Below are 22,683 nucleotides of genomic sequence, written 5' to 3'. Positions count from 1 at the left end.
GATGGGGGCGCGCTGTGTGAGACACGTGAAGCGCCCGGGTGGTTGCGTGGAAAAGGTTGCGCCGGGGCGGGCGTCCCGCATCATGGACGCCCTCCGTCTTGCGTACGTGTTGTATCTATGATGTGCGCATGTCGTCGACCGTCACTGAACAGGCCGCTTCCCCCAAGCCCGCCGCCGAGAAGCGGCCACCCGCCGCCGAGCGCGTCTACGACCACGTAAAACGAGGCGTTCTCGAGCGCCGCTACGAGGGTGGGACGCTGCTCACCGAGGGCGAGCTCGCCGAGGCCGTGGGCGTCTCCCGCACGCCCGTGCGCGAGGCGCTGCTCAAGCTGGAGGTCGAGGGGCTGCTCAAGCTCTACCCGAAGAAGGGCGCCCTGGTCCTGCCGGTCTCCGCGCAGGAGATCGCGGACGTCGTGGAGACCCGGCTGCTCGTCGAGGAGCACGCGGTGCGCAAGGCCGTGCCGGCCCAGCCGCAGCTCATCGCGCGCCTGGAGGAACTCCTGGAGGAGCAGCGGGCGCAGGCCGCCGCCGGACAGTTCACGGAGGCCGCCACCACCGACCGCTGCTTCCACGCGGAGATCGTCCGCAGCGGGGGCAACGAGATCCTCTCCCGCCTCTACGACCAGCTGCGCGACCGGCAGCTGAGGATGGGCGTCGCCGTGATGCGCTCGCACCCCGACCGCATCGCGAAGACGCTCTCCGAGCACAGCGAGATCCTCGATGCCCTGCGGGCCGCGGACGAGGAGGCCGCCGTCGCCGTCGTGCGCCGGCACGTGAGCTGGGTGCGCGGCCTGGCGCGGGGTGACGAGCGATGAGTTCAGCCACCTCCCCGTCCTCCCCCTCGATGTCCCTGCCCGGCGATCCGCCCGGCGGACGGCGGGCCGTCGCCGTCTGGTCGATCGGCGTCGCCGTCTACTTCGTCGCCGTCATCTTCCGTACGTCGCTGGGTGTCGCGGGTCTGGACGCCGTCGAGCGCTTCCACATCAACGCCTCCGCGCTCTCGACGTTCTCGATCCTCCAGCTGCTCGTGTACGCGGGCATGCAGATACCGGTCGGCCTGATGGTCGACCGGCTCGGCACCAAGAAGGTGCTGACGCTCGGCGTGATCCTGTTCACCATCGGGCAGCTGGGCTTCGCGTTCTCCTCGTCGTACTCGATGGCGCTCGTGTCGCGCGCGCTGCTCGGCTGCGGCGACGCCATGACGTTCATCAGCGTGCTGCGGCTCGGCACGCGGTGGTTCCCGGCGCGGCGCGGTCCACTGGTCGCTCAGTTGGCCGGGCTCGTCGGCATGGCGGGCAACCTGATCTCCACGTTGGTCATCGCCCGGCTGCTGCACGGCATCGGGTGGACGGCCGCGTTCGCGGGCAGCGCGGTCGCGGGTGTCGTGGTGCTCGTGCTGATGCTGCTGTTCCTCAAGGACCACCCCGAGGGGTACGAGCCCGCTCCGCCGTCCGGCACGCACAAGGGCGCCGCCTATCTGCGCGGGCAGATCGCGACGACCTGGCGGGAGCCGGGGACGCGGCTCGGGCTGTGGGTGCACTTCTCGACGCAGTTCCCCGCGATGGTGTTCCTGCTGCTGTGGGGGCTGCCGTTCCTGGTGGAGGCGCAGGGGCTCTCGCGGGGGACGGCCGGTGAGCTGCTGACGCTCGTGGTGCTGTCCAACATGACGGTCGGGCTCGTGTACGGGCAGATCGTGGCGCGGCACCATGCGGCGCGGTTGCCGCTCGCGCTGGGGACCGTGGCGACGACCGCGGTGATGTGGGCGATGCCCATCGTGTGGCCGGGGCAGGCGCCCATGTGGCTGCTCGTGGTGATGTGCGTGGTGCTCGGGGCGTGCGGCCCCGCGTCGATGATCGGCTTCGACTTCGCGCGGCCGGCGAACCCGCCGGAGCGGCAGGGGACGGCGTCCGGGATCGTCAACATGGGCGGGTTCATCGCCTCGATGACGACGCTGCTCGCGGTGGGGGTGCTGCTCGACGCGACCGGGGACAACTACCGCGTGGCGTTCTCGGCGGTGTTCGTCCTTGAGGCGCTCGGCGTGAGCCAGATCCTCCGTTTGCGGGGCCGCGCGGCCCGAGCCGAACGCGAACGCCTGGTCGCTTCCCGGGTGGCATCGGTCCACGTCCCCGTGTAAGACCCTGCCGCCCAAGGCTCGGTGGACCAATCAAGCCCCTGCGGCGATTGAGCAGCGGGGTCCGGGGCGGAGCCCCGTGGCGTAGGGGCAGCGGGGCGTACCGAACGTCAGGGCGTGACCGGAAACGCCGCCAGGATCGCGGACGCGAGATCCGCGTCGCCCTCGACCTTCACCCGGTCCGCCACCGCGTCCAGCGCGACGCGTCCGCAGGACAGCCGTACGTACGTCTCCCAGTCCAGGGCGATCGTCACCGCCGGGCCGAGCGAGGGGGAGCCGTCGATCGTGCCCTTGCCGTCGGCGTCCACGCGCACCGTGCGCAGGAACTCCACGGGGCCGTGCACATCGAACACGGCGGCCGAGTCCGCCGGGGCGCCCGCGTCCTTCGTGACGATCTTCGGGAGGATCGACAGGAGCAGGTCACGGGTGACGTACGCGCCCGGGGAGTCGAGGTTGCCGGGCTTGCCGAGGGACCAGCGCAGGTCCTGCTCGTGCGCCCAGATGTCGAACGCCCGCCTGCGCATGGCGAATTCGAGGGTCTCCTCGATGCCGCGCGGGCCGCGCACGATGGTGGAGGGATCGCGGGACTCGTTGCGCAGGTGCCGGTTGCGACGGATGACCGTGTACTCGAGCTCGGAGACCATTTCGGGTGCCGTGTGGTGCCGGCGGATGTCGACCTGGATCTCCTGGTACCGCTGCGACTCGGTCTGCACGTGGTAGAGGTCGCGGGGCAGCGTGTGGATGGGCCGCGGGTCACCGAGCATCTCGCAGTCGACGCCGATCACGTGCGAGACGATGTCGCGCACCGACCAGCCCGGGCACGGCGTCGCCCGGTTCCACTCCCCCTCCGCGAGCGGCGTGACCAGCTCGGATATCGCTTCCACGGAGTGGGTCCAGGCGTCGGCGTAGGTCTGAAGGCTGGGGTGGAGACTCACGGAAGGGGACCCCTCGAGCGGTGGTACACGGGCGTATAGACAGTCGTTCGGCACGGGCGTGGGTGTCTTGAGAGGCTAAGTTACGCTGCCCGTAGGCACCCCGGCAGTGCTTTGGTGTGACGAACGTAGGGCTGTTGGTGACGTAGAGCCGACGGCTCGAATGCCAGGACGGTGGTAGTGTGCGCGCCTCGCTCATCCAGATCGCGGTAAATGACGACAAAGCGGTCGAGTCTGTGAACTCCCGCCGGGAGCGCGTGAGTTCACTGGTGCGAGCGGAGGCGGGGGTCGCCGACCTCGTCGTGCTCCCCGAGCTGTGGACGACCGGGGCCTTCGCCTACGAGCTGTTCTCCGAGGAGGCCGAGCCGCTGGAGGGCCCGACCTTCGAAGCGATGGCCAAGGTCGCGCGGGACGCCGGGGTGTGGCTGCACGCCGGCTCGATCCCCGAGCGGGACCCCGAAGGCCCCCTCTACAACACCTCGCTGGTCTTCTCCCCCGACGGTGAACTCGCCGCCGCCTACCGGAAGATCCACCGGTTCGGCTTCGACAAGGGCGAGGCCGTGCTGATGGGGGCCGGCGAGGAACTGGTGACGGTGCGGCTGCCGGAGACCGTGGCGGGTGTGACCACGTGCTACGACCTGCGGTTCCCCGAGCTGTACCGGGGGTTGGTCGACCGGGGCGCGCAGACGCTGATCGTGTCGGCGGGGTGGCCGGAGCGGCGGCGCTCGCACTGGACGCTGCTCGCGCAGGCGCGGGCCGTGGAGAACCAGGCGTTCGTGCTGGCGTGCGGAAGTGCCGGTACGCACGCGGGAGTTCCGCAGGCCGGGCACAGCATCGTGGTCGACCCGTGGGGCGCGGTGCTCGCGGAGGCGGGGGCCGGGGAAGAGGTGCTGCGGGTGGAGTTCGACCCGGCGAAGGTCGGGGTCACCCGCGAGCAGTTCCCGGCGCTGAAGGACCGCCAACTGGGGCTCGCGGCGCCGACCCGCCGGGCCTGAGCCCGGCCGTCGGCACGGGGCGGGTGGGGAATCAGCGGGGAATCAGTCCACCACCCCCCGTTCCTTCTCCGCCAGGTGGATCACGCAGACCGCCACCGCGATCAGGAGCGCCGGATCCGCGTCCTCGCGGACCACGTTGACGCCGTAGGTGTCCCGCACCCGCAGCCACCGCCGCGAGATCTCGGCGAGGAGCTCACCCTCGTACTCGACGGCGAACTCCCGGTCCAGGATCTTGCCGCTGACGTCGAGTTCCGTGCTGCCGTCGGCGAGCTGGACACGGTAGTGATTGCGCAGCAGGGAGAGCCGCTTGCGCTTGATCCTGGCCAGCTCCTCGTCGCCGCGCTCGATGACCATCGTGTCGCGCAGCGCGAACACCTTCTTGTGGATGTCGATCAGGACCCGCCCGTCGGGGCCCTTGATCTCGAACGTGTCCCGCAGGCGCATCGCCTTGCCGTCGACGAGGTACGCCTTGCGGCCGTTCTCGTCCTCGATCCAGTAGTCCTCGCCGATCCCGAAGATCCGCTCTTTCACTTCGTAGCGCATACGTCGAGAGTGCCCGAAAGCCGCACGTCGAAAGCGAGTTCAGTGGTGGGTGCAACCATTCGAGGGATTATTGGGTCGTATGAGGTGGACGTGACCTTACGACCAAAGGAACCGTATGTTGCGCGCACGACCCCACAGTGTCCGCAGAAACCGGATCGGCCTGCTCTCCGCGGCCCTCGTCGCGGGCGGTCTGACCGCTGTTTCGCTGACCCCGGCCCAGGCGGCCACCGGGGCACTCTCCACCGGAACCACCGCCGCCGGTAAGGCCGACCCCGCCGAGGACTTCAACGGCGACGGCTACGCCGACCTCGTCACCGCCGCGACCGGAGGCACGATCTCCGGCAAGGCGCAGGCCGGCTACGTCGCCGTGACGTACGGCTCGGCGAACGGGCTCGACCCCGCGAACAAGCAGCTGATCTCCCGTTCCACCACCGGGATCCCGGGCTCGGCGACGGCCAAGGAAGCGTTCGGCCAGTACCTCACCAAGGGTGACCTGGACGGCGACGGCTACAGCGACCTCGTGATCGGCTCCAAGAGCGAGACCGCCGGCAGCGTCATCGTCTGGGGCTCGGCCTCGGGTCTGACCGGCGGCACGAAGATCGCCACGTACGGAAGGTCGCCGCAGATCGGCGACTTCGACGGCGACGGCAAGGCCGACCTGGCCCTGCTCGCCGACATGGGCAGCTACGGCGACGACCCCGAGACCGAGGGCGCCGCCCTGTGGAAGGGGCCCGTCTCCAAGGCCGGCGCCCCCGCCCAGAAGCTGAACTTCATGGACAAGTCCGAGTGGTGGGGCTACGGCAAGGACGACGCGACCTGCGTCGACGACGAGTACGGCTGCGTCGACGGGCCGGACTCGACGACCGGTCCCGTGTTCTTCAAGGCCGTCGGCGACCTCAACGGGGACGGCCGCGACGACCTGGCCCTGCGCTCGTACAACGGCGACGGCATGTGGAACAACACCGTGCTGTACGGCAGCGGTTCGGGCTTCAAGCGCGGCTGGGCACCGGAGACCCAGGGGGAACTGGCCTCCGGTGACGTCAACGGCGACGGGATCGACGACCTGGTCGTCGGCTCCGACCCCAAGGACCCCGACATCGGCGAGTCGATGCAGAAGGTCACCCTCGCGTTCGGCACGAAGGACGGCCTCAAGGGCGACCGCACCCAGGAGTTCGACCAGTCCCTGCCCGGCTTCTACGGCGCCCAGGAGGACGGTGACCACCTCGGCACCTGCGTCTCCGTCGCCGATGTCACCGGCGACGGCAAGGCCGAGGTCGCCCTCGGCATCGCGGGCGAGGACTTCAGCGGCCTGACGGACGCCGGCTCCTTCGCGCTGCTGCGGGGCACCGCGGACGGCGTGACCGGCGAGGGCTCCCAGGTGCTCAACCAGAACTCGGCGGACGTGCCGGGTGTCGCCGAGTCGGGCGACGCGTTCGGTGCGGGCTGCCAGTTGCTCGACACCAACGGTGACGGCAACCGTGACCTCGCGGTCTCCTCGACCGCGGAGAACGCGTCGGCCGGCGCCGTGTGGTCGTTCCCCGGAACCGCCACCGGCATCACCGCGACCGGCTCCACCGCCTTCAACCCGAAGGACCTCGGCGCCCCGGACGCCAAGGCGCTGTTCGGCAACCCGCTGCGGTAAGCGGTAAGCGGTAACAGGACGGGCCGCACCCCGCACGGGGTGCGGCCCTACCCCGCTTCAGGCGTCCGCAACAGCCGCGCCACCGGCCGCTCCCTGGCGACGACATGGCCCACCGAGATCCCCACGCACACCACCGTGAACAGCACGATCAGCCACGACAACAGCGTGAACACGAGCCCGAACGGGCCGAACTGGGCGAGCGAACGGTTCAGCACGCGCGGCATGTACAGATGCGAGGCCCACGACAGCGTGACCACGCCCGCCCCGGTGAGCAGCGCCCCCGGCAGCAGCGGCAGCCACGCCACCCGGCTCCCCAGCAGCAGATGCTGCGTCCACCACCACAGCAGCACGCTCGTCAGGTACGACAGCACGAGCCCCAGCCACGCCCCCGCGCCGAAGCCGTCGCGCAGCACGCCCTGCGCGAGGATCGCCGTCGTCCACACCCCGAGCCACGCGAGCCACCGCCAGGCCACGAGCCGCAGCCCCGCGGGCGGCAGATCCCAGGACCGCTCGCACACGCGTTGCAGCGCCCGGCTGCACGCGGTCGCCGACAGCAGCGTGACGAGGACCCCGACGACCCCCGAGGTGTCGCGGGTACCGGTGTCGTCCGCCGCGTAGACCTGCTTGACCTGGTCGAGCGACGCGCCGCTGAGGCCCATCGCGGTGCGCGAGGAGTCGAGGAGCTGCTGGCGCACGGCCGACGGCGCGAACGCGGCGACGACGAAGAGCATCGGGATCGCCGTCAGGAACGCCTGCGCGGCCAGCCGCGTGGAGGAGTCGAGCAGCCGCACGGCGCCGAGCTGCCGCACCGCACGCGTGACGAAGGGAACCCGCTCCCGCACGGTCTCGACCCGCTCGGTGGCCCACTGGACGGTACGGGTGACGCGTCCGCTGCTGTCGCTCATAGCTGCCCAGCGTCGGCCACGGAACCACCCGGCGCGCGGCTGCCACACCGTGGGACGCCGGCTCTCGGTGCCGGACCGTGCGTGGCACGCTTGAAGCATGAACGACTCCGCGCCCGCCCGCACCACCCGCCGAGCCCGTGTCCGCGCCCCCGAGCTGGTCGGCAAAGGCGGCTGGCTGAACACGGGAGGCAGCGAGTACACCCTCGCCGACCTGCGCGGACGCATCGTCATCCTGGACTTCTGGACCTTCTGCTGCATCAACTGCCTGCACGTTCTCGACGAGTTGCGCGAGCTGGAGGAGAAGCACCGGGACACCGTCGTGATCATCGGCGTGCACTCGCCGAAGTTCGTGCACGAGGCCGAGCACACGGCGGTCGTCGACGCCGTCGAGCGGTACGGGGTCGAGCACCCGGTTCTCGACGACCCGGAGCTCGCGACGTGGAAGCAGTACGCGGTCCGGGCCTGGCCCACGCTCGTCGTGGTCGACCCCGAGGGGTACGTGGTCGCCCAGCACGCCGGTGAGGGGCATGCGCATGCGATCGGCGCGCTGGTCGAGGAGTTGGAGGCGGAGCATGCGGCGAAGGGCACGCTGCGGCGTGGCGAAGGGCCGTACGTCGCCCCCGAGCCGGTCGCCACCGACCTCCGCTTCCCTGGCAAGGCGGTGCTCCTTCCGTCCGGGAACTTCCTGGTCAGCGACACGACGCGGCATCAGCTGGTGGAGCTGGAGGCGGACGGGGAGACCGTGGTGCGGCGGCTCGGCAGCGGGGAGCGCGGCTTCGGCGCCGACTCCTTCAACGAGCCGCAGGGGCTCGCGCTGCTCGACGAGAACACCGTGGTCGTCGCGGACACCGTGAACCACGCGCTGCGGGCCCTGGACCTCGGGACCGGCGCGGTCACGACCGTCGCCGGCACCGGAAAGCAGTGGTGGCAGGGCTCCCCGACCAGCGGCCCCGCCCTCGACGTCGACCTCTCCTCCCCCTGGGACGTCGCAGTCTTCGGGGGCAAGGTGTGGATCGCCATGGCCGGCGTGCACCAGCTGTGGACGTACGACCCCGAGGCGCGGACGGTCGCCGTCGCGGCGGGGACGACGAACGAGGGGCTTGTGGACGGCCCCGGTGCCGAGGCCTGGTTCGCCCAGCCCTCGGGCCTCGCCGTCTCCCCGGACGGGGCGCGGCTGTGGGTCGCCGACTCCGAGACCAGCGCGCTGCGGTACGTGGACGGGGACGGCGCCGTGCACACCGCCGTCGGCACCGGGCTCTTCGACTTCGGGCACCGCGACGGGGACGCCGAACAGGCCCTGCTCCAGCACCCGTTGGGCGTCACCGCGCTGCCCGACGGCTCGGTCGCGGTCTCGGACACGTACAACCACGCCCTGCGGCGCTACGACCCGGCGACGGGTCAAGTCACGACGCTGGCAACAGACTTGAGGGAGCCGAGCGACGCGCTCGTCGTCGACGGTGACGTGGTCGTCGTCGAGTCCGCGCGGCACCGGCTGACCCGGCTTCGCCTGCCCGAGGAGGCGGTGCGCGTCGAGTCCGTCGCCCACCGCACGCAGCGCGCGGCGACCGAAGTGGCGGGCGGGCGGCTCCAGTTGGACGTGGTCTTCCAGGCCCCGGCAGGACAGAAGCTCGACACGCGGTACGGGCCATCGACCCGCCTCCTCGTCTCGTCGACGCCGCCCGAGCTGCTGGCGTCGGGCGACGGCGCGGGCACGGATCTGGCCCGCGAGCTGACGCTGGACCCCGCCGTCGCCGAGGGGGTGCTGCACGTATCGGCGATGGCGGCGTCCTGCGACGACGACCCGGAGAACGAGTACCCCGCCTGCCACGTCCATCAGCAGGACTGGGGCGTGCCGGTGCGGGTCGCCGCGGGCGGGGTGGAGCGGCTGCCGCTGGTGCTCGCGGGGATGGACGACAGGGACGCTTAGATGTGGCGGTGCCGTTCGTCCTCGATCACGGTCGTGCGGTTGGCCGGTGGGGTCAGGCCCCGGCGCTTGCCGACGCTGCGGAACACGAAGACCCCGATCAGGCCGACGATCATGAAGATCCAGCCGACCAGGTCGAGGTTGACGCTTTCCATGTGCCAGTCGGTCGCGAAGGCGAGGATCGCGCCGAAGGCGACCAGGATGATGCAACCTCCAAGACTCATGAGGTCCCTCCTCCTGTGGTGTGTGTGCGGAAATGCCTGAGGGGCCCGGGTACCCCCGAACCCCTCGTCCTCACACCGGAGTTCAGCCCTCCAGGAACGCCGTCAGCGCGTTCGCCAGCAGGTACGGGTCGTCGGCGCCGCACAGTTCGCGCACGCTGTGCATGGAGAGGATCGCCGTGCCGATGTCGACGGTCTTGATGCCGTGCCGGGCCGCGGTGATCGGGCCGATCGTCGTGCCGCACGGCATCGCGTTGTTGGACACGAACGACTGGAACGGGACGCCCGCCTTGTCGCACGCGGCCGCGAAGACCGCGCGGCCCGAACCGTCCGTCGCGTAGCGGTTGTTGACGTTGACCTTGAGGATCGGTCCGCCGTTGGCGCGCGGGTGGTGCGTCGGGTCGTGGCGCTCGCCGTAGTTGGGGTGCACGGCGTGGCCGGTGTCGGAGGAGAGGCAGATCGTTCCCGCGAAGGCCCGCGCCCTGTCCTCGTACGAGCCTCCGCGCGCGAACACCGAACGCTCCAGGACCGTGCCGAGCAGCGGGCCGTCGGCGCCGGTGTCGGACTGCGAGCCGTTCTCCTCGTGGTCGAACGCGGCGAGCACGGGGATGTACGGGAGGTCGTCCTGCTTGCTGACCTCGGTGAGCGCGGCCGTGCAGGCGTGCACGGACAGCAGGTTGTCCATGCGGGGTCCCGCGAGGAGCTCCTTGTCGCGGCCCAGGTAGGCGGGCGCCTCGATCGCGTACGTCATGAGGTCCCAGCCGGTGATGTCGCCGCGGCCGAGCCCGTTCTCGTCCTCCAGGAAGGACAGGAGGTCGGCTTCGGAGGGGTCGCCGCCGTCGCCGCGGAGGCCCCAGATGGGCTGCATGTGGCGCTGCTTGTCCAGCTTCAGACCGTCCGACGTGACCGACCGGTCCAGGTGGATGGCGAGCTGCGGGACGCGCAGCAGGGCCCGGTCGACGTTCACCAGTCGCTCGGTGCCGTCGCGCAGCGAGACGCGTCCCGCGAGGCCGAGGTCGCGGTCGAGCCAGGAGTTGAGCAGCGGTCCGCCGTAGATCTCCACGGCGATCTGCCGCCAGCCGTTGCTCACCATGTCGGGCTGCGGCTTCACGCGCAGGTTCGGGGAGTCGGTGTGCGCGCCGACGATCCGGAACGGCGTGTGGGCCTGTGCCCCCTCGGGCACGTACCAGGCGATCACGGCGCCGCCGCGGGTCACGAACTTTCCTCCGCTTGTCCCGTCCCAGGCGTCGGTCTCCGCGACCTGCTGGAAGCCCGCCTTCTCCAGGCGTGCGGCCACGTTGGCCACGGCGTGGTACGGCGTGGGGCTCGCCGCGAGGAAGGACATCAGGTCGTCGGTGTGCCCGCGATCGAAGGGGCGGCTGGGTGTGCGCATGCGGCAAGGGTAGGCCAGCCCCTCCGGGTGGGGCGCGGCCCTGTGGGCGTGCGGCTCCGTCGGCGTGCGGCGGTCCCGTCGTGGTCCCGTTCGCGCAGTTCCCCGCGCCCCTAAAAGGGGCGCGGGGACCAGGCGTGAAAGGGCCCGCCGTCCCCGCACGGGGACGACGGGCCCAGCTACGACAGGGTCAGAAGGACGCCTCGTCCAGGTCCATGATGTCCACGCCCGACTCGCTCGTCGTCTGGGCGAGCTTGCGCGCACCCGTCACACCCGGCAGGACGTTCGCCGCGAAGAACTTCGCCGCGGCGATCTTGCCCTGGTAGAACGCGACATCCTTGCCGGTGGCGCCCGCCGCGAGCTTCTCCGCGGCGACGGCCGCGCCCTTGAGGAGCAGGTAGCCGACGACCACGTCGCCCGAGGCCATCAGCAGACCGGTCGTGTTGAGGCCGACCTTGTAGATCGACTTCACGTCCTGCTCGGTGGCGACGAGGTCGTTGATCATGAGGCCGACGATGGCCTCCAGCTCGCCGGCGGCCTTCGTGAGCGACTCGCGGGCCGCGGTCAGCTCCTCGCCGCCGGTCTCCACGGCGAGGAACTTCTTGATCTCCTCGGAGAGCGCGTTCAGCGCGGCGCCCTGGTTGCGGACGATCTTCCGGAAGAAGAAGTCCTGGCCCTGGATCGCGGTCGTGCCCTCGTAGAGCGTGTCGATCTTCGAGTCACGGATGTACTGCTCGATCGGGTACTCCTGCAGGAAGCCGGAGCCGCCGAACGTCTGCAGCGACTGGGCCAGCTGCTCGTAGCCCTTCTCGGAGCCGTAGCCCTTGACGATCGGGAGCAGCAGGTCGTTGAACGCGTGCTCGGCGCTCGCGTCCTCGCCCGCGGCCTCCTTGACCTGGATCGCGTCCTGCACGGAGGCGGTGTAGAGGACGAGCGAGCGCATGCCCTCCGCGTACGCCTTCTGCGTCATCAGGGAGCGGCGCACGTCCGGGTGGTGCGTGATGGTGACCTTCGGCGCGGTCTTGTCCGTGCTGCGGGCCAGGTCGGAGCCCTGGACGCGCTCCTTGGCGTACTCCAGGGCGTTGAGGTAACCCGTCGACAGCGTGGAGATCGCCTTCGTGCCGACCATCATGCGGGCGAACTCGATGATGCGGAACATCTGGCGGATGCCCTCGTGCTTGTCGCCGATCAGCCAGCCCTTGGCGGGGTGCTGGTCGCCGAAGGTCATCTCGCACGTGTTGGAGGCCTTGAGGCCCATCTTGTGCTCGACGTTGGTGGCGTAGACGCCGTTGCGCTCGCCCAGCTCGCCGGTCTCCCAGTCGAACTCGAACTTCGGGACCAGGAAGAGGGAGAGGCCCTTGGTGCCGGGGCCGTGGCCCTCGGGGCGGGCGAGGACGTAGTGGAGGATGTTCTCCGACATGTCGTGCTCACCGGACGTGATGAACCGCTTCACGCCCTCGATGTGCCAGGAGCCGTCCGCCTGCTCGACGGCCTTGGCGCGGCCCGCGCCGACGTCCGAACCGGCGTCCGGCTCGGTCAGCACCATCGTCGAGCCCCACTGCCTGTCGACGGCGATCTCGGCAGCCTTCTTCTGCTGCTCGTTGCCCTCCTCGAAGAGGATGCCGGCGAACGCGGGACCGGACGAGTACATCCAGACCGCCGGGTTGGCGCCCAGGATCAGCTCCGCGTGGGCCCAGATGAGCGAGCGCGGGGCGGTGGTGCCGCCGATCTCCTCGGGCAGGCCCAGGCGCCAGTACTCGGCGTCCATGAAGGCCTGGTACGACTTCTTGAAAGAGGCCGGGACCGGCGCCGTGTTGGTCTCCGGGTCGAAGACCGGCGGGTTGCGGTCGGCGTCCGCGAAGGACTCCGCAAGGTCGTTCTCGGAGAGGCGCTTGACCTCTTCGAGGATGCTCTTGGCGGTGTCGACGTCCATCTCCGCGAACGGTCCGGTGCCGTACAGCTTGTCGCGGTCGAGTACCTCGAAGAGGTTGAACTCGATGTCGCGGAGATTCGACTTGTAATGCCCCATGGCGACGGCTCCGTAAGGATCGGGGAGGCGGGTCGTCCGGGGTCGCCCGGACCGTCCTCGTACGCATACCAACTAGTAACCAACACAATGCTACCCGTGGGTAATAAGAATCAACCCCCAGTGGGCCATCTGTGACGAACAAGGCGCCTTGGCGCTCTCGTCCCGCCACCCCCTCGGGCGTCGGTAGTCTTTCCCTCATGTACGGCTACGACCAGAGCCCGGGCGCCGGGCAGCAGCAGTACGCGCCGCCGCAGGGCGGGTACGGGCAGCAGGCTCCGCCGCTGTACCCGGAGCCGTCGCCGCCCTCGCTCACGGACGCGGTCCGCGCGTTCACCACGGGCTCGATGTCCGCCGAGGACTTCCAGCAGATCTTCGCCTCGTCGAAGGTCTACTGCCCACGGGGGGACAACCCCGGCTTCCTCGCGCTGCACAACACGCAGCAGCCGGTGATCCCGATGTTCAGCACGCTCAAGGAGCTGCGCAAATACGCGGGCAAGGAGTCCAAGTACTTCGTCATCACCGGTGCCGAGGTGATCGACCTGCTGCCCACCGGCTACGGCTTCGTCCTCGACATGGAGGGCGAGCACCGGATGGTCTTCGACGCGAAGGCGGTCGAGGAGATGGTCGACTTCGCGATGCGCCGCATGTATGGCTAGGCACCGTTACTTCGTAGCCGGTTAGACACCCCCACCTCTCCACCCGTACGGGCCCGGACGCTCCTCGCGTCCGGGCCTTTCGCGTGTTCGTACGGGGTCCCGGGGTGGTCGGGAATACGGGGCGACTTGCTAGATGTTCACCGTTCAACTAAATTGGAAGCAGACCTTGAGGAGGCCGCCATGCCCGCTGTGACCGTCGAGAACCCGCTGACCCTGCCCGCCGTGGCCGCGCCGGCGGACGCCGTGGCGCGCCCCGTGCTCGCTGTGACGACCGCGCCGAGCGGTTTCGAAGGGGAGGGATTCCCGGTGCGCCGCGCGTTCGCCGGGATCAACTACAAGCACCTCGACCCGTTCATCATGATGGACCAGATGGGTGAGGTGGAGTACGAGGCCGGCGAGCCCAAGGGCACCCCCTGGCACCCGCACCGCGGCTTCGAGACCGTCACGTACATCATCGACGGCACCTTCATCCACCAGGACTCGAACGGCGGTGGCGGCACCATCACCGACGGCGACACCCAGTGGATGACGGCGGGCAGCGGCCTGCTGCACATCGAGACGCCGCCCGAGTCGCTGGTCATGAGCGGCGGTCTGTTCCACGGCCTCCAGCTGTGGGTCAACCTGCCCGCCAAGGACAAGATGAAGAACCCGCGCTACCAGGACATCCGCGGCGGCCAGGTCAAGCTGCTCACCACCGCCGACGGCGGCGCGCTGCTCCGCGTCATCGCCGGTGAGCTGGACGGCAACGAGGGCCCCGGCATCACGCACACCCCGATCACGATGGTGCACGCCACCGTCCGCCCGGGTGCCGAGGCGACGCTGCCCTGGCGCGAGGACTACAACGGACTGGTGTACGTGCTCGCCGGGCGCGGCTCCGTCGGCACCGACCGGCGGCCCGTGCACACGGGGCAGACCGCCGTGTTCGGCGCGGGCTCGTCCCTGACTGTGCGCGCCGACGAGTCCCAGGACGCGAACACCCCCGACCTTGAAGTGGTCATCCTGGGTGGGCAGCCGATCCGTGAGCCCATGGCGCACTACGGCCCGTTCGTGATGAACAACAAGGCCGAACTGCAGCAGGCCTTCGACGACTTCCAGGCCGGACGCCTGGGCGTCGTCCCCACCAAGGAGCGCCTGCCGCACACCTGATGTGCCAGCAGAAGTGACGCCCCGTCACTCGGCCGGACCCGGCCGGGGGGCGGGGCGTTCGCGCGCATGATCAACTGGCGGGGTGCAGACCGGTAAGCCACTCCTCCCCGATCCCGCCCGCCGCCTCGCCGCCTGGTGCGTCGTCGTCCTGCTCGTCGTGGGCGTCGCGGCCGTCGGCATCGCGCTGGTCATCATCTTCCAGTCGGCCGTCACGCCCGTGCTGCTCGCGCTGCTCGGCACCGCGCTGCTCGGCCCGGTCTTCGAGTGGCTGACCAAGCTGAAGCTGCCACGTGCGCTGGCCGCCATCCTCACCTGCGTCGCGCTCGTCGCCGTGGTCGGCGGCGCCGGCTACATCGTGGTCACCGCGCTGATCGACACCGGCGAGCAGATCGTCGACTCGCTGCGGCAGGCCGGGGACTGGCTCAGGGACCACGTGGGCATCGTCGGCGCCGACGACCTCGGCAACGTCGCCGACAACGCCAAGGACCAGGTCGGCAAGTGGGGCTCCAACCTGGCGGGCGGGGTGATCGCCGGGCTCTCCGCGCTCGGCTCGCTGCTCGCCACGAGCGTGCTCGCGCTGCTGCTCACCTTCTTCTTCCTGAAGGACTCCAACCGGGCCACGGGGCTCGCACGCGCCGTCGCCCCGCACCACGGCGAGATCCTGGAGGCCATGGGGCGGCGGGCCTTCGAGGCGATCTCCGGATTCATGCGCGGCACGACGTTCATCGCGCTCATCGACGCCATCTGCATCACCATCGGGCTGCTGATCCTTCAGGTACCGGGGGCGGTCGGGCTCGGCGCGCTGGTCTTCGTCGGCGCGTACATCCCCTACCTCGGCGCGACCCTGTCCGGGGCCGTCGCCGTGCTCGTCGCGCTCGCCGACCGGGGGCTGATCATCGCCCTGTGGACGCTCGGGGTGATCCTCGCCGTGCAGCAGCTGGAGGGGCACATCCTGCAGCCGATGATCCAGTCGCGCACCGTCCAGATGCACCCCGCGATGGTGATGCTGGCGATCACGGCGGGCGCGGCGATCGCGGGCATCCTCGGGATGCTGCTCGCGGTGCCGCTGGTGGCCGCCGCGTTCGGCGTCCTCGGGGAGCTGAGAAGGCGTTACGTGCCGGAGGACGCCGGGGGCTCGTCCGTTTCACGTGAAACCGACGCCTCGGTGTCGGACGAAGGTTCGTAGAGCTCGAACCAGATGCTCTTGCCCTCGCCCCGCGGGTCCACGCCCCACCGGTCGGCGAGCAGCTCCATGAGCACCAAACCGCGCCCCGATGACGCCAGTTCACCGGGGCGACGCCTGTGCGGCAGGTCGTCGGACACGTCCGCGACCTCCACGCGCAGCCGCCGCGGTTCGGCGCCGTGCCGGGTCATCTCGGCGACCAGGAGCGCGTCGCCGTCGGTGTGCACCAGGACGTTGGTGACCATCTCGGAGACGAGCAGCACCGCCGAGTCGACCTGATCCGTGTCGGCCCAGTCGTGCAGCAGCTCGCGCAACTGCTGGCGGGCGGCCGCGATCCGCTCGGGCTCGGCCTGGGCGATGGTCATCGCGGTGCGCCGGGCCACGGTGGCACCGGCCGACTGGGTGGTGCGGCGCAGCAGCAACAGCGCGATGTCGTCCTCGCGGCGGTCCGCGAGCGGCCCCGTGGTGTGGTGCGAGGAGGGGCCGTGCACCGCCTGCACCAGGGCGTCGGCCAGCTCTTCCAGGCGCTCGTCCGGGCCGGACTCCAGGGCCGCGCGGATCCGCGACCAGCCGGTGTCCAGGTCGTGCCCGCCCGTCTCGATCAGGCCGTCCGTGCAGATGAGCAGCGTCTCGCCGGGTTCGAGGACGAGACGGGTCGTCGGATAGTCCGCGTCCGGGTCGACCCCGAGCGGCAGCCCGCCGGCAGTGGGGCGGACGAGGACGGTGCCGTCGGCCGTCCGGATCGCGGGGTCCGGGTGCCCGGCGCGGGCGATCTCCAGGACGCCGGTGGCGGGGTCGACCTGGACGTACAGACAGGTCGCGAAGCGCGGGTCGGCTCCCGGTTCGTCGGTGTCGCCGATGCCGTGCAGGAAGCGGGAGGCGCGGGAGAGCACGGCATCGGGCCTGTGCCCCTCGGAGGCGTACGCGCGCAGAGCGACCCGGAGCTGCCCCATCAGGCCCGCCGCGCGCACGTCATGGCCCTGTACGTCGCCGATGACCAGGGCGATGCCGCCGCCCGGCAGCGGGATCATGTCGTACCAGTCGCCGCCGACCTGGAGGCCGCCACCGGTCGGCACGTACCGGGCGGCGATGTTCATGCCGGGGATCTCCGGGCCGAGCGAGGGCAGCATCGTCTTCTGCAGGCCGTCGGTGAGCTCCCGCTCCGATTCGGCGACCCCGGCTCTGGAGAGGGCCTGCGCCAGCATCCGCGCGACCGTGGTGAGGACCGAGCGCTCGTCGGGCGTGAACGACACCGGGTAGGTGAAGCCCGCCATCCACGCGCCGATCGTGTGGCCCGCGACGACCAGCGGCAGGAACGCCCACGACTTGCGCTCGAAGCGGGCGGCCAGCGGCCAGGCCGCCGGATAGCGGGCGCGGTACTCCTCCGGCGACGACAGATAGACCGCGCGCCCGGTGCGCACGACCTCGGCGCCCGGATAGTCCGTGGCCAGGTCCATGTCGGTGAACGGGGACGCGTCGCCGTCCTCCTGGCCGTGGTGCCCGATGACGGTGAGCCGGCCGCCCGCGACGCCGAACACCGCGAGGCCGTCCGGCGAGAACCCCGGCATGGAGAGCCCGGCGGCGACCCGCAGCACCTCCTCCGTGGACCCGGCCTCCGCGAGCGCCCGCCCCGCGTCCAGCAGGAAGGCCTCGCGCGAGCGCCGCCAGTCGCCGGTCACCGGGGTGCGCGACGCGGCCCCCGGCGGCGGCTCGGTGACCTCCTGGAGCGTGCCGATCAGCTCGTACGAGTCCGGGGCGTCGCCGTGCGCGATCGGCTTGGAGCGGCTGCGTACGGTGCGCAGCACATGGCCCTGGCCGTCCATGATGCGCAGCCGGGCCTCGGCGACGGTGCCCTCGGCGACGGCGAGCTGCACGATCCCGTCTATCTCGTTCCAGTCGACCGGGTGGAAGCGGGCGCGGGCGGCGGCCTCCGTCAGGGTGACCAGCTCGCCCGCGGTGGCGGTGGGCAGCCCGATGAGCCGGGCGGCCTCGGCATCGAAGGTGACGAGCCCCGCCCGGTTGTCCCATCGCCACAGCCCGGTCGCGAGTGCGGCGAGGACGTCCTCCACGGGAGGGAGGTCACCGGTGCGCATTGCCCCACTGTAGGAAGAGGTGATCGATTGCGGCCACCAGAGGCTCTCCGCCGGGTGCAGGGGGCGGGGGACGGTGGGCGGGGGCCGGTAGGCTTGGGGGGATCCCGGTTGTCTCCCGGGGAACCCCAAGTGCAAAGGCTGGATGAACGACGATGCATCGGTACAGGTCCCACACCTGCGGCGAGCTCCGCGCCTCTGACGTCGGCTCCGACGTCCGGCTGAGCGGCTGGCTGCACAATCGCCGAGACCTGGGCGGCATCCTCTTCATCGATCTGCGCGACCACTACGGCATCACGCAGCTCGTCGCCCGCCCCGGCACCGAGGCCGCGGAGGTCCTCGACAAGCTGACGAAGGAGACGGTCGTCCGCGTCGACGGCAAGGTCGTCTCCCGCGGCGCCGACAACGTCAACCCGGAGCTGCCCTCCGGCGAGATCGAGATCGAGGCGTCCGAGGTCGAGGTGCTCGGCGCCGCCCAGCAGCTGCCGTTCCAGATCAACCAGGACGACGGCGTGGGCGAGGAGCGTCGCCTGGAGTACCGCTTCCTGGACCTGCGCCGCGAGCGCATGCACCGCAACATCATGCTGCGCAGCGAGGTCATCGCCTCGATCCGCTCGAAGATGGTCAACCTCGGGTTCAACGAGATGGCGACGCCGATCCTCGCCGCGACCTCCCCCGAGGGCGCCCGCGACTTCGTCGTCCCGTCCCGCCTGAACCCCGGCAAGTTCTACGCGCTGCCCCAGGCGCCGCAGCAGTTCAAGCAGCTGCTGATGATCTCGGGCTTCGACCGCTACTTCCAGATCGCGCCGTGCTTCCGCGACGAGGACGCGCGTGCGGACCGCTCGCCGGGCGAGTTCTACCAGCTCGACATCGAGATGAGCTTCGTCGAGCAGGAAGACGTCTTCCGCCCGATCGAGAAGCTCATGACGGAGATCTTCACGGAGTTCGGCGGCGGCCGCGAGGTCACGTCCCCGTTCCCGCGGATCCCGTTCCGCGAGTCGATGCTGAAGTACGGCAACGACAAGCCGGACCTGCGCGCCAAGCTGGAACTCGTCGACATCACCGACGTGTTCGAGGGTTCGGAGTTCAAGGCGTTCGCGGGCAAGCACGTGCGCGCGCTGCCGGTGCCGGACACCGCCTCGCAGTCCCGCAAGTTCTTCGACGGCCTGGGTGACTACGCCGTCGAGCAGGGCGCGAAGGGCCTGGCCTGGATCCGCGTCGGCGAGGACGGCACGTTCGCGGGCCCGATCGCCAAGTTCCTCACCGAGGAGAACGTCAAGGTCCTCACCGAGCGCCTCGGCCTCAAGGCCGGCCACGCCGTGTTCTTCGGCGCGGGCGAGTTCGACGAGGTCTCGAAGATCATGGGCGCGGTCCGCGTCGAGGCCGCCAAGCGCGCAGGCCACTTCGAGGAGGGCGTCTTCCGCTTCTGCTGGATCGTCGACTTCCCGATGTACGAGAAGGACGAGGAGACCGGCAAGATCGACTTCTCCCACAACCCGTTCTCCATGCCGCAGGGCGGTATGCGGGACCTGGAGGAGAAGGACCCGCTGGACATCCTGGCCTGGCAGTACGACATCGTCTGCAACGGCATCGAGCTGTCCTCGGGCGCCATCCGTAACCACGAGCCCGACATCATGCTCAAGGCCTTCGAGATCGCCGGCTACGAGGCCGAGACGGTCGAGGCCGAGTTCGCGGGCATGCTCCGCGCATTCCGCTTCGGCGCCCCGCCGCACGGCGGGATCGCCCCGGGCGTCGACCGCATCGTCATGCTCCTCGCCGACGAGCCGAACATCCGGGAGACGATCTCGTTCCCGCTGAACGGCAACGCGCAGGACCTGATGATGGGCGCGCCCACCGAGCTGGACGAGTCGCGGCTGCGCGAGCTCAACATCCAGCTGCGCAAGCCGGTCGAGAAGAAGTAACCGGCTCCGTACGGCAGTTCACGCCCAGGGCCCCCGCTCCGCACGTCGGAGCGGGGGCCCTGGGCGTTGCTGGGTGATTCACAGCGTGCACCCAGGTTCCTGACAGCACGGGCTCCTAGCGTCCTCGCCCATGACAGAGCATCAGGAACCAGCGCACAGACGTGACATGAGCCGCCGCAGGGCCCTCCTCGCGGGCGGCGCGGCCGTCGTCGGCGTCGGCGTGGCCGGCTCCCTCACCGCAGGCGGGGCGTTCGCCGACGAGACCACGGACGCGGCGTCGTCGGAGGGCGCCTGCTACCAGCTCACCACGGAGACCACCGAGGGCCCGTACTACATCGACGCGGACAAGCTCCGCCGGGACATCACCGAGGACCAGGACGGCATCCCGCTCCTGCTGAACCTCAAGGTGATCGACGCGGAGAGCTGCGAGCCGCTGAAGGACGCGGCCGTCGACATCTGGCACTGCAACGCCGTCGGCGTCTACTCCGGATACGAGGCGGTGGGCTCGGGCGGCGGAGGTGGTGGAGGCGGTACACCGCCCACGGGGACGCCTACGGGGACGCCGACGGGCGAGCCGCCGTCCGGCGACCCCACCGGCGCACCGCCCGGCGGCGGCCACCAGGATCCCACCGACGACGAGCGCTATCTGCGCGGCACGTGGAGGACGGACAAGCACGGCCGCGTGGCGTTCAGGACGGTCTTCCCGGGCTGGTACCAGGGCCGCTGCGTGCACATCCACGTCAAGGTGCACGTGGACGGCGAGTGGACGGACGCGGGCTACGAGGGCGGCCACACCTGCCACACCGGCCAGCTGTTCTTCTCCGAGGCGGCCGTCCTCGCGTCGGCCGAGGTGGCGCCGTACGCGACGAACACCACGACGCGCACGACGCTCGACGAGGACACGATCTACCCGGACAACGGCACCGAGGGTGGCCTGCTGCACCTCAAGTACCTCAAGAAGCACATCGCCAAGGGCGTCGTCGCGTCCCTGACGATGGGCGTGGCCCCGGACGAGACGCACGACTCGACGGACACCATGCCGTCGGCTTCCTAGGGCTCAGCCGGAGCGCGGCACCACGAGTCCCGACTCGTACGCCGCCACCACCGCCTGCGCCCGGTCGCGTACGCCCAGCTTGGCGAGGATCCGGCTGACGTGGGTCTTCACGGTCTCGCCGCCGACGACGAGCCGGGCCGCGATCTCCTGATTGGACAGGCCCTCGGCGATCAGCCGCAGCACCTCGCGTTCGCGCGGGGTCAACGCGTCGATGGCCAGGGCCTGTCGGGGCACCGCGCGCGGGCGCAGCCGGGCGAACTCCGCGATCAGCCGCCGGGTGACCGTCGGCGCGAGCAGCGCCTCGCCCGCGGCCACCACACGGACCGCCTCGAAGAGCCGCTCGGCCTGCATGTCCTTGAGCAGGAAGCCGCTGGCGCCGGCGGCGAGCGCGTCGTACACGTACTCGTCGAGGTCGAAGGTCGTCAGCATCACGACGCGGGTCGCGGGCAGCTCGCCGGTGATGCGGCGGGTCGCCTCGATGCCGTCCGTGCCGGGCATGCGGACGTCCATCAGGACCAGGTCGGGGCGGACCTCGCGGCAGACGCGGACCGCCTCGGCGCCGCCGCTCGCGCTGCCGACCACCGTGAAGTCGCCCTGGCTGTCGAGGAGGGCGCCGAATCCGGCCCGTACGACGTCCTGGTCGTCGGCGACGACGATGCGGATGGCGTTCATACGGCGGGGCCCTCGACCGGCAGGGACGCCTCCACCAGGAAGCCGCCGGCGGAGGCCGGGCCCGCGCGCAGGGTGCCGCCCGCCATCGCGGTGCGTTCGCGCATGCCGAGCAGGCCGTGGCCCGCTTCCCGGGCGCTGCCGCCGGGGCCGCAGTCGCGTATCCGCAGGGTCAACTCATCCTGCGTGTAATGGAGTTCGACGTCCACCGCGACGCCGGGAGCATGCCGGCGGGCGTTGGTCAGGGCTTCCTGCACGATGCGGTACGCGGTCAGTTCCAGGCCCGGTTCGAGGGCCCGCACCGGGCCGCGCAGGATGAGCCGGACCGCGCCGCCGGCCGTCTCGCGGGCCTCGTCGACGAGGGCGAGCAGCTGGTGGAGCCCGGGCTGCGGGGCCCGCGTCACGGCAGCGGCCTCGGGGACGTCCTCGCGCAGCACGCCGAGCAGCCGGCGCATCTCGGTGAGGGCGAGGCGAGCCGTGTCCCCGATCGCCAGGAGACGCTCGGCGCCTTCCGGCGGCAGGCCGGGGGTCGTGTAGCGGGCCGTCTCCGCCTGCACCGAGATCGTCGAGATGTGGTGGGCCACGATGTCGTGCAACTCCCGGGCGATACGGGCCCGTTCGCCGAGCGCCGCATGGGCGAGGGCCGTGTCCGCGTACGCCCAGTCGGCGGCGGAACGGCGGGCCGCCTCGGCCCGTGCGCGCCGGGCGCCGCCCGCGGTGAGCGCGGCCGCCGCGCCCGCGAGGAGGACGACGCCGTAGGGGCCGCTGTCGTCCGTGAGCGCGTACGCGGTGAAGGGCACGGCGAACAGGACGGCGGTGCGTCCCGGTTGGCGCCGCCCCACCAGGTACAGGGCGGCGGCGAGCGCCGGGAGGCCCGCGTACAGCGTCTGCCCGTACGTGAGCGGGGCGAGCAGCGTGGCCGCGGTGAGGGCCGTGGCGGTGAGCAGGAGCTGGGAGCGGACGAAGGCGAGGGGGACGCTCGCGCCCAGCGCCAGGGCGAGCAGGCCCGGGAGTTCGGGCTCCGGGCCGTGGCCTTGTCCGGTGACCTCGCCGAGGGCCACCACGGCCAGCAGCACGGCGGCGAGCAGCGGCAGGTCACGTGCGGTCGCCGCGCGCTGGGCCCGTGCCCGTGCCGTGGTCCAGGTCCAGGTCCCGGTCATGGCGGTCATTATCGGCGGGGCGCGGCGCGGCCGGCGTCCCCCTGCGGGGGGAGCGGGTGCCGCGGGAGACCACGCCCGGGCGGGACGCCGT

Annotated in this window: 19 protein-coding genes; 10 read left to right on the top strand and 9 right to left on the bottom strand. The window is 71.0% G+C overall.

Annotated features, from left to right (window positions below; genetic code table 11):
• Positions 1–128: 128 nt before the first annotated feature.
• Both OKJ99_RS42465 and OKJ99_RS42460 read left to right on the top strand, forming a co-directional pair.
• Positions 129–815 carry a GntR family transcriptional regulator gene (locus tag OKJ99_RS42465; protein WP_326024010.1) on the top strand — a complete coding sequence of 229 codons (687 nt, stop codon included), beginning with the start codon at positions 129–131 and terminating at the stop codon, positions 813–815.
• Positions 812–2,134 carry an MFS transporter gene (locus OKJ99_RS42460; RefSeq protein ID WP_326024009.1) on the top strand — a complete coding sequence of 441 codons (1,323 nt, stop codon included), beginning with the start codon at positions 812–814 and terminating at the stop codon, positions 2,132–2,134. The genes OKJ99_RS42465 and OKJ99_RS42460 overlap by 4 nt, the downstream gene beginning before the upstream one ends.
• Before the next feature lie 107 nt (positions 2,135–2,241).
• Here the strand turns inward: OKJ99_RS42460 and OKJ99_RS42455 are convergent, their stop codons facing one another.
• Complete coding sequence (locus OKJ99_RS42455) at positions 2,242–3,066, bottom strand: maleylpyruvate isomerase family mycothiol-dependent enzyme (RefSeq protein WP_326024008.1); 825 nt, start codon at positions 3,064–3,066, stop codon at positions 2,242–2,244.
• 179 nt (positions 3,067–3,245) lie between these two features.
• Between OKJ99_RS42455 and OKJ99_RS42450 the strand changes: the two genes are divergently transcribed.
• Positions 3,246–4,058: a carbon-nitrogen family hydrolase gene (locus OKJ99_RS42450; protein ID WP_326024007.1), complete on the top strand. Its 813-nt coding sequence runs from the start codon at positions 3,246–3,248 to the stop codon at positions 4,056–4,058.
• A 42-nt stretch (positions 4,059–4,100) separates the two neighbouring features.
• Here OKJ99_RS42450 and OKJ99_RS42445 read toward each other — a convergent pair whose 3' ends face one another.
• The gene (locus tag OKJ99_RS42445; protein WP_326024006.1) at positions 4,101–4,601 is read right to left on the bottom strand and encodes an LURP-one-related/scramblase family protein; all 501 of its coding nucleotides are present in this window, start codon (positions 4,599–4,601) and stop codon (positions 4,101–4,103) included.
• 115 nt (positions 4,602–4,716) lie between these two features.
• Between OKJ99_RS42445 and OKJ99_RS42440 the strand changes: the two genes are divergently transcribed.
• Entirely contained in the window at positions 4,717–6,243 is a 1,527-nt protein-coding gene (locus OKJ99_RS42440) for an FG-GAP repeat domain-containing protein (protein ID WP_326024005.1), read from the top strand.
• 47 nt (positions 6,244–6,290) lie between these two features.
• On the opposite strand, the gene OKJ99_RS42435 is transcribed toward OKJ99_RS42440, so the two are convergent.
• Positions 6,291–7,148, bottom strand: coding sequence for a YhjD/YihY/BrkB family envelope integrity protein (locus OKJ99_RS42435; RefSeq protein WP_326024004.1), 858 nt, complete (start codon positions 7,146–7,148; stop codon positions 6,291–6,293).
• Between the two features lie 97 nt (positions 7,149–7,245).
• Between OKJ99_RS42435 and OKJ99_RS42430 the strand changes: the two genes are divergently transcribed.
• Positions 7,246–9,075 carry an NHL domain-containing thioredoxin family protein gene (locus tag OKJ99_RS42430; protein ID WP_326024003.1) on the top strand — a complete coding sequence of 610 codons (1,830 nt, stop codon included), beginning with the start codon at positions 7,246–7,248 and terminating at the stop codon, positions 9,073–9,075.
• Here the strand turns inward: OKJ99_RS42430 and OKJ99_RS42425 are convergent.
• From OKJ99_RS42425 to OKJ99_RS42415, 3 genes are all read right to left on the bottom strand, one after another.
• Positions 9,072–9,296 carry a DUF6458 family protein gene (locus tag OKJ99_RS42425; protein ID WP_326024002.1) on the bottom strand — a complete coding sequence of 75 codons (225 nt, stop codon included), beginning with the start codon at positions 9,294–9,296 and terminating at the stop codon, positions 9,072–9,074. The genes OKJ99_RS42430 and OKJ99_RS42425 overlap by 4 nt on opposite strands.
• Before the next feature lie 82 nt (positions 9,297–9,378).
• Entirely contained in the window at positions 9,379–10,686 is a 1,308-nt protein-coding gene (locus tag OKJ99_RS42420) for a M18 family aminopeptidase (protein WP_326024001.1), read from the bottom strand.
• 187 nt (positions 10,687–10,873) lie between these two features.
• Complete coding sequence (locus OKJ99_RS42415) at positions 10,874–12,712, bottom strand: acyl-CoA dehydrogenase (protein ID WP_326024000.1); 1,839 nt, start codon at positions 12,710–12,712, stop codon at positions 10,874–10,876.
• A 197-nt stretch (positions 12,713–12,909) separates the two neighbouring features.
• On the opposite strand from OKJ99_RS42415, the gene OKJ99_RS42410 reads away from it, so the two are divergent.
• The 3 genes from OKJ99_RS42410 (at position 12,910) to OKJ99_RS42400 (ending at position 15,700) form a co-directional block, all read left to right on the top strand.
• The gene (locus OKJ99_RS42410; RefSeq protein WP_326023999.1) at positions 12,910–13,368 is read left to right on the top strand and encodes an SseB family protein; all 459 of its coding nucleotides are present in this window, start codon (positions 12,910–12,912) and stop codon (positions 13,366–13,368) included.
• 180 nt (positions 13,369–13,548) lie between these two features.
• Positions 13,549–14,514: a pirin family protein gene (locus tag OKJ99_RS42405; protein WP_326023998.1), complete on the top strand. Its 966-nt coding sequence runs from the start codon at positions 13,549–13,551 to the stop codon at positions 14,512–14,514.
• 82 nt (positions 14,515–14,596) lie between these two features.
• Entirely contained in the window at positions 14,597–15,700 is a 1,104-nt protein-coding gene (locus OKJ99_RS42400) for an AI-2E family transporter (protein ID WP_326023997.1), read from the top strand.
• Here OKJ99_RS42400 and OKJ99_RS42395 read toward each other — a convergent pair.
• Positions 15,625–17,790, bottom strand: coding sequence for an ATP-binding SpoIIE family protein phosphatase (locus tag OKJ99_RS42395; protein WP_326023996.1), 2,166 nt, complete (start codon positions 17,788–17,790; stop codon positions 15,625–15,627). The genes OKJ99_RS42400 and OKJ99_RS42395 overlap by 76 nt on opposite strands.
• Positions 17,791–17,942: 152 nt before the next feature.
• On the opposite strand from OKJ99_RS42395, the gene aspS reads away from it, so the two are divergent.
• Both aspS and OKJ99_RS42385 read left to right on the top strand, forming a co-directional pair.
• Positions 17,943–19,709 carry an aspartate--tRNA ligase gene (aspS, locus tag OKJ99_RS42390; protein WP_326023995.1) on the top strand — a complete coding sequence of 589 codons (1,767 nt, stop codon included), beginning with the start codon at positions 17,943–17,945 and terminating at the stop codon, positions 19,707–19,709.
• 166 nt (positions 19,710–19,875) lie between these two features.
• Positions 19,876–20,763, top strand: a complete 888-nt coding sequence (locus OKJ99_RS42385) for an intradiol ring-cleavage dioxygenase (protein WP_326023994.1) — start codon at positions 19,876–19,878, stop codon at positions 20,761–20,763.
• A gap of 3 nt (positions 20,764–20,766) precedes the next feature.
• Here the strand turns inward: OKJ99_RS42385 and OKJ99_RS42380 are convergent, their stop codons facing one another.
• Both OKJ99_RS42380 and OKJ99_RS42375 read right to left on the bottom strand, forming a co-directional pair.
• A complete protein-coding gene (locus OKJ99_RS42380; protein ID WP_326023993.1) occupies positions 20,767–21,435 on the bottom strand; it encodes a response regulator transcription factor in 669 nt (222 codons plus the stop codon).
• Positions 21,432–22,592, bottom strand: a complete 1,161-nt coding sequence (locus OKJ99_RS42375; protein ID WP_326023992.1) for a sensor histidine kinase — start codon at positions 22,590–22,592, stop codon at positions 21,432–21,434. Before OKJ99_RS42375 ends, OKJ99_RS42380 begins: the two co-directional genes overlap by 4 nt.
• Positions 22,593–22,683 lie beyond the last annotated feature (91 nt).

Source organism: Streptomyces endophyticus, from assembly GCF_035798155.1.
GTDB classification, from domain to species: Bacteria; Actinomycetota; Actinomycetes; order Streptomycetales; family Streptomycetaceae; genus Streptomyces; species Streptomyces endophyticus.
The sequence above is the reverse complement of the archived record's forward strand: the minus strand, read 5'-3'. Positions and strand labels throughout refer to the sequence as shown.